This window comes from Acinetobacter sp. GW821-FHT01C12 (assembly GCF_059422625.1).
Genome location: NZ_JBWKXD010000001.1, coordinates 909,411 through 925,313, shown reverse-complemented (window position 1 = coordinate 925,313; position 15,903 = coordinate 909,411). Strand labels below are relative to the sequence as shown.

Sequence of the window (15,903 nt, the reverse complement as noted above, 5' to 3'; positions counted from 1 at the left end):
GATTTAGATATCCATGGTCTCATAGCAAGATTGGAATAAAGCATGGTAGGGATTTGACGTCATACCAATTTTACTTGGCATCCCTGTTGAATCACCTTGTTGGGCTAATAACGGGGTGAGTAATTGTTTGAATGGCCAATGGCTACTTTCAAAAACATATTTCTGAATACAGTTTTTCGATTGTTCAGAAATCGTGGCAGTTTCTATAAAGTTGACAATAATCGCTTGGATCATTTCCCAGAAATCAATTTCAGTATGATCGGTATATTTCAATGTTGCTAATGCGATAGGGTATAGGTTGATTTGTATCCCGAGGGTTATAAAATAATTAAATAAATCCTCATTTTTATTAAAAATAAGATTGTTTGGTGTACTGGTATCAATTTTATAGATTGGCGGAACAAAACCACTGTTCTGAATCGCAGGGGTGCATATTCTTAAAGTGTCATGGTCACGCAGAATAAAGCATTTAAATTGATTGTCTTGGTAACATACTAGGGTGTTTTGACCATGACACTCAGGCATAACACCAAAAGACCACAGTGTGAGAAAAGTGTGAATGAAATGGGTACTCAAATCTTTAAGTAAGTTCCATTTGTCACCTGTTATACCTAAAGCTTCCCATGGATCAATATAAGGGCAACTTAAAGCAGACATGCTAATTGGTGCTATATTTTTTTCTTGGCAAAAATGAGGTAAATGCCTCACTTGACAGCCGATAACACCTAAATTCTGTACCAACGGTTCTTGTTTTCCCAAGACCCACCAATGGGTTTCATTGCTTAAAAAGAGCTGATGTTTTAACGATGGTGTTTTGTCGATGACATCATTGAGAAAATCATATGCCGCATGACCGTTGGCTAAATATCGAGCAGGCATAGAGCGAATAGCACCCAAAGTTTTGGCATTGGTCGAGAGCTTTAAGTGCTGATTTGAATTTAAGTGATTGATTAAAGTTCGTAGCGAGGATGTTGGGCAACCAATTGCAGTGGCGAGGCCGAGGTCAATCCCTAGATATTTGTTTTCTTGAAATCTTAAATAGTCATGCTGTGTTTTAAGTACAGGTATTGCAAGGTATTCATTTGAGAGAGCCTGCATTTTTTCAATAATAAGATTTTTTTCCTCAGCAGGGAGAGCCAGTTCATCATGTGGAATGGATTCCATATTATTTATGACATCTGCTTTTTTAAATGCCCACCAATACACTTCAATTTCTTTTTGAGTAATGAGTGGACTGAGTTCACCTTTCGCATGTGCAAATGGATGAAATGCACGGTCAGCGACAAGCGAAAGTTGTTCACTCATTATGAGTGGCGAAGAAAAAGAAAGTGCGGATTGTAAGATTTGAGGAATTTTTTCAGCAGTAACTAAATTATCATGCCAATATGCAATGGCCTTTTGGTGGTTGATTGATGGCCACCATGAGGATTGAGTTAAATAATTAAAAACGTCAGCAATCGCGATCTCAGTAGTCTGTTGACTCAACGTGTTATGAAGTAAAACTTCTGCTTTTGTGATATAGAAAGGATTTACACTATTTACTTTTAAGCAGTTGAAATGTAGTTCCAACTCACTACTCAGATGTATTACAAGATAAGGCTTTTTATAGACAATATGGTTTCTGAACTCACCATAATTTTCCATATAGAGCGCATCTATAGTTTTCTGAAGTTGTGTTGTGTAAATCCGATCTAACATGTGCATTGTTCCTATAATTATAAAAGTGGCAAAACTGTGCCAATATTTTGTTTTTGTGCAGCATTGAAAAACCATTTCGCACAAACAATATCGTCGATCGCCATACCCATTGGGTTGAGTAAAATGATTTCATCATCATTTTCACGGCCATTTTTATGCCCAATAATGATGTCACCTAGTTCAGCATGTAGTTTTTCACGGCTAAATAAACCTTCTTCAACCAACACATTGATGACTTTCTTTTCTCTATTGGATTGATCCCAGTCGTCCACAATCACTTTGTCAACTTTGAGGAAAACTTCTGGTTCAATATCCATGATTGATATATTTGAAACGAAGCAACCTTTTTTAAGCCATTCAAACGGGATATAGGGTTTGTCAGATACTGTGCAAGTGATTAATACATCTGCCTGTTGGATCGCCGACTTGGCAGTTTCATGAATTTCGATTTGAAGATTTGGATATTCGCCAATAAATAAAGCTTTAAGTTTTTCTGCGGCTTCAGGGTTTAGATCAAATAAGTGTATTTTTTTAACTTGTGGATATTGTTCTAAGACCGTTTTGATTTGCATTTGGGCAATCGGACCACAACCAATCACGCTGATATCTGAGAAGTCTTTTTTGGCGAGATATTGAATTGATACACCAGTAATTGCCGCTGTTCGCATCGCACTAATTAAACTGCCTTCCATGATTGCCACGGGGTAATTTGTTTCTGCGTCATTTAAAACAATTAAGGCACTGGCACGAGGAATATTAAATTTCTTAGGATTATGTTGGCGAGAACCAATCCATTTGATCCCAGCAATAGGATCATTTCCAGCCAAATAACACGGCATGGCAATAATTCGGTCTGCAATATGATCCGCACCTTGCCAACGTAAATAGGGTTTTAAGGGTTGTACAAACTGTTTATTTGCGTGAAGTGTGAGGCCTTCAGTAATTGCTTCGATAAACGAATTACTGTGATTTGCACCAAGATGGAGTAAATCTGATTGACTAAGGTAACGAAGGCTAGCCAAATTACTCATAAATATTTCCTAAAAAGTGGAGTTAAACAACGGATTGCAAAGTGAAATTTTCTTGATTGAGATGATTTTTATTGAAATGTCTTCGCTTGATCATTTCGAACCATTCTTCGTCATAAACTAAATCTAAATAACGATCGCCTCTATCTGCTAAAAGGGTTAAAACGCATGATCCAGAAGGGATGGTCGGGATAAGTTTTTTTATTGCTGAAATAGATGAGCCGCTAGATCCACCCGCAAAAATGCCTTCATGTTCGAGGAGTTCTCGGCAGCCTAAAGCTGACTCATAATCATCAACATAGATGACATCATCTATTTCATCTGGGGAGAGTAGGGCTGGAACGGTACTTGCACCGATACCCGGAATTTCACGTGGGCCTGAGTGACCACCAAAGAGAACAGAACCGACGATATCGACTGCAATAACTTTTAAATGCGGGAATTTTTCTTTTAAGCGACGAGATACGCCCATGATTGTTCCAGAAGTACTTGCACCAACAACCAAGTAATCAATACTGCGATCGATTTGATTTATGATCTCTTCCGCTTCACCATAATAGTGGCTTTTCCAATTGTTGGGATTTGCATATTGGTTGATCCAAACAGCATTGGGCAACTGGCGGCAAAGTCGTTGTACTGTATCGATTCTTGTTTTTAAATAACCGCCGTTTTGATCTTTTTCAGAGACCATTTCGATATTGGCTTTATAGAGCTTCAACATTTGCAAGTTGGCTGAAGCAATTTTGGGGTCAATCACAGCCGTGAATTTTAGGCCGTAAATTTTGCATGCCATTGCAAGTGCAATTGCTAGATTTCCTGATGAACTTTCAACAATGTGGCTATCTTTATGAATGAGGCCAGATTTAAGCCCCTCTTGTAACATATACAATGCAGGTCGATCTTTGATACTTCCACCTGGATTGAGTAACTCCATTTTTGCGACAACGGTGATGGATTGATCGGTAAACATCCTTGAGAGTCTGATTAAAGGAGTTTTACCTATGCAATCGAGAATATTGTTATGGATCATCGTTAGAATTCTCTGGTTTTATCTGTTGCAAATGATAATCATTATTGGTTTTGTTATTATTAAAATTTACGTGAAATTTGTTGTGTTTTGTAATTTTATTGAAGAGTAAACTAAGAGAGTAATTAAGGATGTTTTTATAAGATATTGATAAATATAGTTTATATGTAATTATTGAATTAAATTATAGTGAAATTAGATGACCATTTGATTAAAATTGTTAATCAATCACTAGAAAAAATTTATAAAGCAGATGGCTATCACATTTATTTTTATTAAAGAGAATTACCGCTAGAAAATCTTAGAAACTTCAAATGAATCAGAACTGAAATTATAAAAAGGCAAAATAAATTAATAATTTAAAAATTTTTGTACTGTGTTTTTCCTGAGTTGTTGGAATTGGTCATTAGAATATTATGTTTTACATCATTAATGATAATGATTATTATTAGCGCTAAAATTCAGGCCTACAACTGAGGAAACAGGATGCGCCTTTCCCAATTCAGCTTATGTGTTTTATCTATTGCAATCAGTAGTCAGTTATATGCACAGGATGAAACCTCGAATAATCAGACATCAGTTAGCAATGCTCAACAACAAGAATCTGTCCAGAAATTACCACAGATTGTTATTACAGCAACACGGTCAGAAAAAAGCATTGCAGATATTGCAGGGACTGTACAGAACATTAGCGGAGCAGAGGTACAAAAACAGGCTGGGGCAGGGCGAAAAGTGGCAGATGTTCTTGCTCAATTGGTTCCTTCACTGGCGCCGTCTAGTAGTACTGGAAGTAATTATGGACAGACCATGCGAGGCAGAACTGTACTGGTGATGATTGATGGTGTATCTCAGACGGGGTCGCGTGATCCAGCTCGCCAATTGAACAGTATCAGTCCAGGTATGATTGAAAGGATTGAGGTTATTTCAGGAGCAACCAGTATTTATGGTTCTGGCGCAACGGGTGGGATTATTAATATCATTACCAAACGTGCTGACAAATCGAAACCACTGAGTTTTGAGACGAAATTAGGGATAACCTCTGCTGATAATTTCCGAGGAGATGGCCTGGCCTATGAAGCGGGTCAGAGCGTTTCTTTTAGCAATGATAAAATGGATGGTTTTCTTGGTGCGAACTATACCAGCCGAGGATCATTATTTGATGCGAATGGGGATCGAATCGCAACTGAACCCAATCAGACCAGCCGTAATGATACAGATACACTAGACATAAATGGGCGCCTGAATTTTAATTTGACTGACACACAAAGCTTGAGTTTTGGTGCGCAGTATTATAAGGATAAGCAAGATACTCGTTATCTACCTGATTATGGACCGAACTATACTATTGCTAAAGGGCCACAGTCTGAACGAGCAATCAAGGGACTGGAATTAAGTAATCAGCCATTTACGGATCGTTATGCCTTTAATACCCAATATCAAAATCAGGATGTATGGGGGCAGACGGTAAATTTGGAAGCCTATTATAGAAATGAAAAAGGGCGTTTTTTCCCAGTTTATGCAGGTGGCGCGACGGTAAATCAGTCGCAATATACGGTTGATGTGGCAGGAATGCGGTCTACAGTTCAGTCTGATTTTAAGCTTGCAGCGCGTGATCTTAATCTGACCTATGGTCTGGATTATGACCGGGAAAAAGATACTCAGCATTATGACGTATTGTCTGTCAGCAATAACGGTATGGTTTACAAGGATACTGGTAGAAGATTAGATGCTGGTCCAGATACTGTCATTCAAAATATCGGTGCTTTTTTACAGGCAGATTATCAATTAACGGATCGCTTTAATCTACAAGCGGGAACGCGTTATCAATATATCAAGGCAGATACAGACGCTTATACACCTTCTAGACAAACACAAAGCGTAGCGAGTGATTCAACAAATGCTGACAAGTTTTTGTTTAATTTAGGCGCAGTTTATAAACTTACTGATAATCAGCAATTATTTGCCAATTTCTCTCAAGGATTTAGTTATCCAGATGTATTACGGATGTTGCGTGATGTCTCAATTCTGACCGTTTCAACTGCGAATATAGAACCACTAACCGTCAATAGTTATGAACTGGGTTGGCGTCTGCAAGATGATCAAAAACTTGATTTAGGAATTACTGGCTTTTATAACACATCTGATAAAGTCATTCAGTTCAATGCGGACCGTTCAGTCAATATTGCTGATACTGATCAGCGTGTTTACGGTGCTGAAATGACTGCGGCATATCCAATTCTAGATGATTTTAAAATTGGTGGTACGTTGGCTTACACCCGTGGACAATATAAGGATGCTGCTGGTAATTGGCGTGAGTTAAATGCTTATCAGGTATCTCCAACTAAGGGAACTATTTTTGGTGAGTGGAATAGTGATGATGGTTATGGATTCCGTGTACAGATGCTTGCTGTAAAAGGAACTGACAAAGCATTTGAAGATGATAAGGTTGCGGTGAACAGTGATAAGGTGGTTCCAAACCGTGCTGCAAAAATAAAGGGTTATGCGATTATGGATACCCTAGTGAATTTCCCTGCGTATAAGGGGCGGGTGGATTTTGGAATTTATAACGTGTGGAATAAAGACTATCGCACGGTGTATAGCCAGCAGTCAGAAATTACCTTTTCCCCTGTGTCTAGTATGCGGGCACAAGGGCGGACCTTTGGTTTGAGTTATACTTTTAATTATTAATTGATGTTAGCTAAAAGCTGGTGCTGAGTGTTTAATTTTCACTTATCACCAGCTTTTATTATTTATATATAGTTAAACCGCCTAATTATTCATACAAGTGATTTGCATCAAGTCATTGATCATAAATGAAGCTTATAGTTATGTATGAACTTTTTGAAACTGTTGGTTATTCATTTTTGTATTTTTGAATCCTAGATGGTGATCCTACCGTGGGGCGACATGGATGTCGCCGTTGGGCGGGGGTACAGGACGTACCCCTCGCCCAGCAAAAGATTTTTGTCATCTTTTCATCTCTGAAAAGTGAGGCATCGCCTACGCAAAGGTATTTAAACTTTGAATATAAAGTGTGGCATTGCAAGCTTTTTATAATCAAACAATTTATTTTTTCCATATAATTGATTTAATTAAAAATATTAATTAAGAGAAATTATATTCTTGTGTCTGAGTTTTTTGACAGGTTGATTATAAAACAGATCCTTAACTAAAGATAAGTATCAAGTGTCGTCAAAATTTAAAACAATAGAATGGATAAGCTATTTAGCGGATTTTTTAGCCATGTTTGTAGAGGTCTATTCTATTTGAGTTGTTGTTGCACAATTTGAAATCAATAAAAATTCAATGAGTACATGTTGTATCGCCCTAATTTTGGTTCAACGTTGTTTAGTTTCCCAATACTGTTTAAAACACATTATGTGAATTGACCGAATCGAAATAAAGAGAGTCAAACATCAGCTCAGTGTGATAATCGTTTTTAAGCAGGGGCGTATTTTTAAATAAATATTTGATAAAACAATGAGAAATTTTTATCTTTTATATGACTTATAATAAAAATAGATGCATTTTGCTTAAATATTAACCACAAGATAGACTAGTCTGTATAGACAAAGCCCTAAATTTTTTAGTACAATTGATCACAATTTAGAATTAAATAATAATGCATGTCTAACAATATTTACGCTGCTTTGGAGCAGCTTGGCTTATCAGCACAAAAACGTGCGATTCACGTACAATTTTCTAATTCGGCGTTGAGCCAACAAGTGTTCCTACAACGTATCGATGGAACACATCAAATCAATGAGGGTGTTCGGCTCCAACTCATCTGTCTTGCAACGTCAGCAACTATCCCTTTAAAAAGCTTTATTGGAACGCAAGCTGCAATCGATATTGTCACAGATAAATCCGAATTAACCCGTATTTCAGGGATTGTGACCCAAGCCGATATTGGCGCATCTGATGGTTCTCTTACCATCTATCGTTTGACTGTAGAAGACCCAACAGCACTTTGGAAACACCGTAGAAACTCTCGAGTATTTATGAATAAGTCGGTTGTGGATGTGATCCAGACTGTGTTCCAAGAATGGGTGCAACGCAGCCCACTGTTTGCTTCAAGTCTAAGTTTAGATAAGAGCGGCCTAAGTAAAGACTATGATGTGCGTCCATTCATTATGCAGGCATCTGAAAGCGACTTTGACTTCCTGACCCGTTTGATGAGAAGTGAAGGGATTAACTGGCTGATCGATGAAGCACAACTTAAAGTGTCGAGTTCAACAGAACAAATCCAAGCGCAAAAACTCCGTTTAATCGATGATAATTCTCAATTTAGTGCCTTAGAACGCCGCAATATTCGCTTTCATAGAAGCAGCGCCGTAGAAAAAACTGATTCAATCACCAATTTTATTGGTCAGCGTTCCATTCAACCGACTTCGGTACATATCCAACGTTGGCAAGCTGATGTATTGGATATTGATGAAGGCGCTGGCAGTGTCCAAAGTAAACACAGCCATAGTGAAAATTATGACAATGCCAGTCTAGCTTTAGAACAAGCATGGCACTTTAGCCCTGCTTGGATTCAAGACCTTAATGGCGAAGATGGCGCAACGCCATCGGGCAACAGTCAGATTGAAAAATTTAACCAAAACCTCAGTAACTACTACGATTCACAAGCCAAACAATTTACAGCAACGTCAACAGTGCGCGATGCACATGTTGGTTATTGGTTTGAACTGAATGAACACCCTGAGATAGATCAACACTCAGGTGCAGACAAAGAGTTTTTAATCACGGCTAAAAGCTTTTATAACCAAAACAATTTACCTAAACATCTCACCGATCAAGTCACCGCTTTAGTCCAACAAAGCAATTGGCAAACAAGTCAAATCACCAGCAACACGAGTGATGAACGTCAAGCCAGTAATTTAACCATTCAACGTCGTAATATCAGCACGGTTCCAGCCTATAACCCATTACAACACCGACCGATTGCATCAGCACAACGGGCCAAAGTAGTAGGGCCAAGCGGAGAAGAAATTCATGTTGATGAATGGGGGCGTATCAAAGTTCGCTTCCTGTTTAGCCGTAATGAAGACAATACCCATGATGGCGGTGCGGGTTCCAATGATAACGATACAGATTCAGCTTGGGTCGATGTCCTGACCCCATGGGCAGGTGAAGGCTATGGGGCGCGATTCTTACCAAGAATCGGTGAAATTGTTGTGATTGATTTCTTTGATGGCAACATTGACCGTCCATTTGTGGTTGGGCGTATCCATGAAGCGCAACGCCATCCAAGCAAGTTTGATGACAAAGGCAAACTGCCTGACACCAAGAAACTGGCAGGAATAAAAAGTCGAGAGTATCAAGGCAGTGGCTACAATCAACTGAGGTTTGACGATACTACTGGCCAAATCAGCAGCCAGTTACAGAGTAGTCATGGGGCCAGCCAACTCAACTTGGGCAAACTGAGTCATCCTAAAGACAAAGCAGAAAGTGATGATCGTGGTGAAGGCTTTGAGCTGAGAACTGACCAATGGGGAGCCGTTCGGGCAGGGCAAGGTTTACTACTTTCGACCTATAAACAAGACCAAGCCAAAGGTGATCACCTTGATTCAGAGCTTGCCAAAAAGCAACTTGAAGGCAGTCAGACCAACAGTAAAGCTTTAAGCGATATTGCCAAGAATCAAAAGACGGATGAAATAGAATCGATTGAGCAACTCAAAGCTTTTGCCGAAGAAATTGAAAAAGATGTTGCCAAGTATAAAAAAGCCATCATGTTACTCAGTTCTGTTGATGGGATTGCCTTAAGTACCCCTGAAGATATCCATCTTTCAGCCACAGGCATCATTAACCATACTGCGGGCGATAGTATTAACCTCAGTACCCAAAAGAATCTTTTGGGACAAGCTTTAGGCAAAGTGAGCCTATTTGCTGCACAAGGTGGCATTAAAGCCATTGCAGCGCAAAGTAAAGTTGAAATTCAAGCACAGTCCGATGCTTTAGATGTATTTGCCAAACTGGGGATTACCATCTCATCTACAGAAGATCGGATAGAAATCAGTAGTCCAAAAGAAGTATTGATTACTGGTGGTTCCTCACAGATTGCCCTAAATGGCTCAGGGATTTTCCCAAAAACAGGCGGTAAGTTTGAGGTCAATGCAGGGCAGCACACATTTAAGCCAGGTGCCAGTGTCAGTAAATCAGCACAACTGCCGCCATCGAATCCGCTTAAAGGCGCACTCGACTTATTAAAAAGCTATGGTGGGCAAGACTTCTTTAAACAAACCGGCTTTAAAGTGATTGATTCATTTGGCAAGCAAGTGTCTGGCAAGCTGGATGGCAATGGTTTTGCCCAAGTGACAGGTATTGCACCTGGTCCTGCCAAAGTTGAATTTGAAACTGATCCACGGAGTGCATGGGATAAAGCAAGTCATTTTAACCGTGATTATACTTGGTCAGAAGAAGTGGTCGGTGGTGCCACAAGCTTTGCACAAAATACATTAAATTCAGTGGGACAAAATATGATGTCCCAACTCAAAAACAATTTATTCTCTTTGAATGCTGACTCATTGAAAGATATGGGCAAAAACGCTTTAAAAGACTTAGGCACACAAAGCTTGGGACAATTTAAAGAACAATTTACTCAAAGTGCATTAGGTTCAGTCTCTTCAGCATTGAATTTAAATTTATCTCCGTCACAGATGATGAATGTGGGGCAGATGATTGCTAATCCAAGTCAATCCCTACAAAACATTAAAGATCAAGGCATCGATTTCTTTAAAGACCAAGCCTCAGCATTGTTTGCTCAACAGACCAGTGGTTTAGTTTCTAATATAACTGCTGGAACAGGATTTGGGTCGTCACTGGGTCAAGGTTTTGTTGCAGAGTCATTTGGCGCTGCTCAAAATGGGTTAGATGCCCCAGTGAAAGTGGTGGATGATTTTATTAAAAAAGATGAATATTTCTCTCGCTTCTTAACCTATAGCATTACCACTCGAAAAGGCGATGCATCAGTACCCACGATCCCGCAAAACATTCCTCAACAAGTCAGTCAGCCTGCGCCAATTTTGACTCAGCAGACTCCACAAGCGACAGCACCTGTCGAAGTGAAAAAACCGCAGTCGATTTATGATATGGATAAGGATGTGGTACGGATGGATCTGGAAGAGTCGCGTTATGTCACCAAACAAGTGACTGTGCGAAAAACGGCTGCTGAACAACCAGATGTATATAACGCGCGAAATAAATAATTGAACATTTTTTTGAATTTTAATTGATTGAAATTAAATTAAAAATTAGAACGTATTAAGGTTAAGCTTATGGCATTTATAGACAGTAAAAATCAGACCGCAGGGTCAAATACACAGCAACAACCAACCGCTAAAAAGACCAAGCCAGCGGTAGAGTTGGCAGTATTTAATTTGGCCAGTCTGACGCATACAGAAGACCATAAGTTTATCGCGCATCAAATCCAAAACTATTTACAAGCTTGCGGAAATACCAGCCTAGAACAGATCAAAGCAAGCGCCAATGTAGCGACAGTCGCCAATATCTTTGCATTATCCGGCAGTGTTTTAGACCTTATTTTATTTGCCACTGAACCCAAACAAGCTGAGGCAGGCGTACAACAATCGGCATTGTTAAGCATGAACTTAATCGGTTTATTTTTACAACCGAATACAGAAGCACATGTGCGTATGGCTTTACGTCCAATGCTGGGTTTAATGGCCGAATGTTTATACCCAGCCAATGGCAAAATCAAAGAAGCTGATTTACGTCGTATGCAGCTACACTTAAATGCGCAGATGGCAGGCGATTTAGAAAAATTCCTACAAGAAACACAAGGTAAATTATCAGGTTTATTGTCGAGTGCAACGACATTGGGGACTTCAATTCTGCAAGCCTTTAGCAGCAGCGCTGTAGCTGGATTACCCAGCGTTGCTTCAGCGGGAGCCACAGCTGAAAAACGTGATCCCAGCAAGCAGTTTAGCAACTGGGCACAGCCATTGATTGATTTGTTGGGTACACCTGCACAAGCTGACATGACCGCAAAGATGACCCCGAATATCGCAACACGATTAACAGAAGAAGTGCTTAAGGCGACACCACAACTTGCTACAGTGATTCAACAACAAAGCAATGCAGGAACTCAATATAGCCTTGCTTGGTTGATTCAAGAAACTCTAAAAGCCATCCAAACTCAAGGTAAAAAAGCCACAGCCAGTGTGCCGTTAAACCAAACAGGCGAACATGAGCAGCATATCAATGGTGATATTTTAGAGTTTGTCACTTTACAATCTGATGCACTAAATAATCCACCTTGTCCAGGGACGGATACACAAACAGGTCATAGTATCAGCTATTCAATTGGTGCAGAACGAGTTAATCATTCAGACTTTTACTTACCTAAAGTTGATTTTGCCTTTAGTCGTCAATATAACTCTCAAATGAATGAGTTTGACCACAGTATGATCGGCGCACGTTGGATGATGCCATTTTCCAATGTGATCATACAAAACCAAAATGGGTATTTATTTATTGACAGCAATGGACGTAAACATCAGCTGCCTGCTTCGATTGTGTATGCAACGTATCAGGTACCCTTTGAAGGTTTCACTGTAGCACCACATGACGATGGAGATTTATTGCTGAATTTTGGTTCAGACTGGAATTTCCATTTTCATAGTTTTAATGCTGGAAAACATTATCACCTCGTTCAACAATTTAATGATCAGACTGATGAAAAAGTAGTACTGACCTATTTATTGTTTGAACAATTTGCCTATTTACAAGCGATTGATTTTCAATTGAAGCGCGCTAAACATTTAGTTAAATTTGCTTTTAATGAACAAGCCAAAGTGATTGCCGCATTTGTCGATGAACAAACAGAAGCATTGGCACGTTATGAATACGATCAACAAGGCAATCTGATCAAAGCCATTGATCAAAATCGACATACACGCAGTTATGAATATAACCATGCACATCAATTGACCCGTTATACAGATCGTACTGGGCGTGGGCAAAATATTCGATATGACTCTACCGCACCCAAAGCCAAGGCGATTGAGGAATGGGCAGATGATGGTAGTTTTAAAACCCGTTTAGAATGGCATCCACGTTTGCGTCAAGTGGCCGTCTATGATGCTTATGATGTTCCGACCTATTATTATTTTGATTTGGATGGTTTTACCTATCGTACCCGTTTAGCCGATGGTCGTGAAAAGTGGATATCACGAAATAGTCGAAAACGGATTACGCGCCAAATAGATTTTGCAGGCTTAGAAACAGAGCAAGTCTATAATGATCAAGATCAATTGGTGAAAATTGTACAGCCAAATGGTGGCATTATCCTATTTGCCTATGATGAAGCAAGGGACTTAACTGAAATCAAAGATCCTGAAGGTCATATTTGGAAAACTGAATATGATCAGGATGGTAATATCAGCAAAGAAATTAATCCTTTAGGACATACCACCCAGTATAAATATAATAATGACAATCAATTGGTTGAAGTGATTGATGCCAAAGGTGGCTTAAAGAAAATTCAATATAATGATCTTGGGCAGATGGTGTGGTATACCGACTGTTCCGGGAAAAGTAGTGCTTGGGAATATGATGAAGAAGGGACACTGACCGCACAAGCTGCTGCGGATGCACAACAAGTTCAGTATCTCTATAGTACTCAAGGTAAAGACAAGGGGCAACTTCAATCTGTTATTTATCCTGATGGATTAAAAGAACAATTTGAACATGATGAAGAAGGGCGTTTACTTAAGCATACCGATAGCAAAGGCTTAATCACCAAATATAAATACAATCAAGTTGGGCTATTAGAGGAACGGATCGATGCCAAGAGTTACCAAATCGGCTACCAGTGGGATAAACAAGGTCGTATTAAAAAGCTGATTAATCAAAACCATGCAGAATATTTATTCGACTATAACCGTTTCGGGCAATTGGTACGTGAACATACTTTTGATGGAGAAGAAAAACATTACAACTATAATGACAATGGGCAACTGTTTCACATTCGTCAACCAAATATTCTGACCCAATTTGGATATCATACGGATGGTTCGATTGCGTCAAAAACATTTACTCATTTACAAACTCGACATCGTCAAGTTGAAGAATTTGAATACAACTTAAATAATCAACTCAGTAAAGCGACAAATACAGAAAGCCAAATTGATTTTTATCGCAATCAACTTGGACAATTGGTACGTGAGCATCAACACTATAAAATACCGAATCTAAACCCACTCACAGCAGTATTACGTTATGAGTACGATGAATTGGGTAACTTGACTCAAACCATTCGACCAGATGGACAAGTACAAGCCAATTTAAGCTATGGATCAGGGCATATTTATGGTATTGCTTTTAACCAACAAGATATGGTGGCATTCCAACGTGATGATTTACATCGTGAAACCACACGACTGCTGGCCAATGGTTTAGTGCAAACTAAGAATTATAATGTTGTGGGCTTACTCAGCTCACAAGTCATTCGCCCTGAACAAGAAATTACGGACAGGGTACAATTTCAAGTAGAACGTCATTATCACTATGATAACAACTATTTGCTGACTCAAGTCGATGATAGCCGTTTAGGTAAGTTAAATTACCAATATGATCCAATCGGGCGTTTAATCAAAACCCAAAATCCATTTAAATCGGAAAGCTTTAGTTTTGATCCTGCGGGGAACTTAATTGATCCAATAGCGACACAAGCTGCGCAAGTGAAAAATAACTTGATTAGCCAGTATCAAGGCAAACATTATAAATATGATGCGCAGGGCAATGTGATTGAAACCACTCAAGCAGGTCAGACCTTAAAGTTAACTTGGGATAACTTAAACCGCCTGATTCAAAGTGACAACAATGGTCAAATCACAGATTATGGTTATGATGTATTTGGTCGCCGATTATTTAAGAATAATCATCAAGACCAGAGTTTAACCTTATTTGGTTGGGATGGTGATCAGATGGTTTGGGAATCAGTGAAATCATCAAAAGTGCAAACTGATTATACCAAACACTATGTCTATGAACCGAATAGCTTTGTACCATTATTACAGACTGGTTATACAGGCTTTATCAAACTAATTGAAACACCTGACTATCGTCAATTCCAAAACGTACCTTATTCGATTTATAAAGATCCAGTATGGAAAACTGAAACCAGAAAGAACAAAGCTGAATTAGAACGTGTTGCCTTTTATCACTGTGACCAAGTCGGTACTCCACAAACTTTAAGTAATGAGTTAGGCGAGTGTGTTTGGGAAATCAAACAAGATACATGGGGCACAGCTTTAGAAATTAATACAACAAACCAAGACAATCCATTGCAACAAAGTAATATTCGTTTTCAGGGGCAATATTACGATAAAGAAACAGGCTTACACTATAACCGTTATCGTTATTACGACCCGTATAGTGCAAGATATATGAGTAAAGACCCCATAGATTTATACGCAGGATTGAATCACTACAGTTATGTAATTAATCCAACTTTGTGGGTAGATGCTTTGGGATTGCAAGTAACCTATGGTGGAGAATTTATCGGTTTAAGTCGTCAAGCTTCAGCAAATTTAGAATACGAAGGTTATCGAAATTATGACTGTTGGATGAAAACAGGTGATATTTGTCGGTTGCAAGGGCCTCCATTATTCGATTATGTTTATTGTTCGGGAGGGGTAGGCCCCTTTGCTTACGCAGAGATTACTAACCTACATAATGGTAAGGTATTTCAAGTAGGTGCATCATCAAGGCCAGATGTAAAAGGTGCTAAAGCGATAGGTAAGAATGCTGTGATGGTACTTGATGGAACTAAAAAACTAGGTGCTTCTGATCTTACAAAATTAAAAGGTAAGTTTTCGGCTAGTTGCATGGCAGGTTATATTTTTAATAAACCAGTAAAGGATAGTGATGCAAATAATACAGATGCATTTTTAACTGGTTTAGCAGGAAGTGCAAGTGGTGGTATATGGGGAGTACGTGCAGGTTTAGTATTACCTATTGATACAAGTTCTACATCGGTTAGTGAAAAAGTTAAAGCTTATTTTACCTCTAAAACGATGAAAGGTTTTGAAATTGGGGTTGGTACTCCAGGTGCTGATTTTAATGTTGGATATGGTGTTGAAGGTCAAGGCCGCTCTCTTACAGAAAAAATTAGGGATTAAA

The 15,903-nt window shown here is 39.0% G+C and carries 6 protein-coding genes; 3 read left to right on the top strand and 3 right to left on the bottom strand.

The window, feature by feature from the left end; translation table 11 throughout:
- Window positions 1-3: 3 nt before the first annotated feature.
- The 3 genes from AC07WY_RS04475 to sbnA form a co-directional block, all read right to left on the bottom strand.
- Window positions 4-1,644 (bottom strand): IucA/IucC family protein, encoded by a 1,641-nt coding sequence (locus AC07WY_RS04475; RefSeq protein WP_494735926.1) that lies wholly within the window; start codon window positions 1,642-1,644, stop codon window positions 4-6.
- A 71-nt stretch (window positions 1,645-1,715) separates the two neighbouring features.
- Complete coding sequence (gene sbnB / locus AC07WY_RS04470; protein ID WP_004820581.1) at window positions 1,716-2,729, bottom strand: 2,3-diaminopropionate biosynthesis protein SbnB; 1,014 nt, start codon at window positions 2,727-2,729, stop codon at window positions 1,716-1,718.
- 22 nt (window positions 2,730-2,751) lie between these two features.
- Complete coding sequence (gene sbnA, locus AC07WY_RS04465) at window positions 2,752-3,756, bottom strand: 2,3-diaminopropionate biosynthesis protein SbnA (RefSeq protein WP_004820582.1); 1,005 nt, start codon at window positions 3,754-3,756, stop codon at window positions 2,752-2,754.
- Window positions 3,757-4,239: 483 nt separating this feature from the next.
- On the opposite strand from sbnA, the gene AC07WY_RS04460 reads away from it, so the two are divergent.
- The 3 genes from AC07WY_RS04460 (at window position 4,240) to AC07WY_RS04450 (ending at window position 15,902) form a co-directional block, all read left to right on the top strand.
- Window positions 4,240-6,441, top strand: a complete 2,202-nt coding sequence (locus tag AC07WY_RS04460) for a TonB-dependent receptor (RefSeq protein ID WP_494735783.1) — start codon at window positions 4,240-4,242, stop codon at window positions 6,439-6,441.
- Window positions 6,442-7,379: 938 nt separating this feature from the next.
- Entirely contained in the window at window positions 7,380-10,964 is a 3,585-nt protein-coding gene (locus AC07WY_RS04455; RefSeq protein WP_494735782.1) for a type VI secretion system Vgr family protein, read from the top strand.
- Window positions 10,965-11,033: 69 nt separating this feature from the next.
- Complete coding sequence (locus AC07WY_RS04450; protein ID WP_494735781.1) at window positions 11,034-15,902, top strand: RHS repeat-associated core domain-containing protein; 4,869 nt, start codon at window positions 11,034-11,036, stop codon at window positions 15,900-15,902.
- Window position 15,903 lies beyond the last annotated feature (1 nt).

Excerpts from the sequence above, each read along its gene's own strand:
- AC07WY_RS04475 (WP_494735926.1), bottom strand. The coding sequence starts at position 1,644 with ATGGAAAATTATGGTGAGTTCAGAAACCATATTGTCTATAAAAAGCCT.
- sbnB (WP_004820581.1), bottom strand. The coding sequence starts at position 2,729 with ATGAGTAATTTGGCTAGCCTTCGTTACCTTAGTCAATCAGATTTACTC.
- sbnA (WP_004820582.1), bottom strand. The coding sequence starts at position 3,756 with ATGATCCATAACAATATTCTCGATTGCATAGGTAAAACTCCTTTAATC.
- AC07WY_RS04460 (WP_494735783.1), top strand. The coding sequence starts at position 4,240 with ATGCGCCTTTCCCAATTCAGCTTATGTGTTTTATCTATTGCAATCAGT.
- AC07WY_RS04455 (WP_494735782.1), top strand. The coding sequence starts at position 7,380 with ATGTCTAACAATATTTACGCTGCTTTGGAGCAGCTTGGCTTATCAGCA.
- AC07WY_RS04450 (WP_494735781.1), top strand. The coding sequence starts at position 11,034 with ATGGCATTTATAGACAGTAAAAATCAGACCGCAGGGTCAAATACACAG.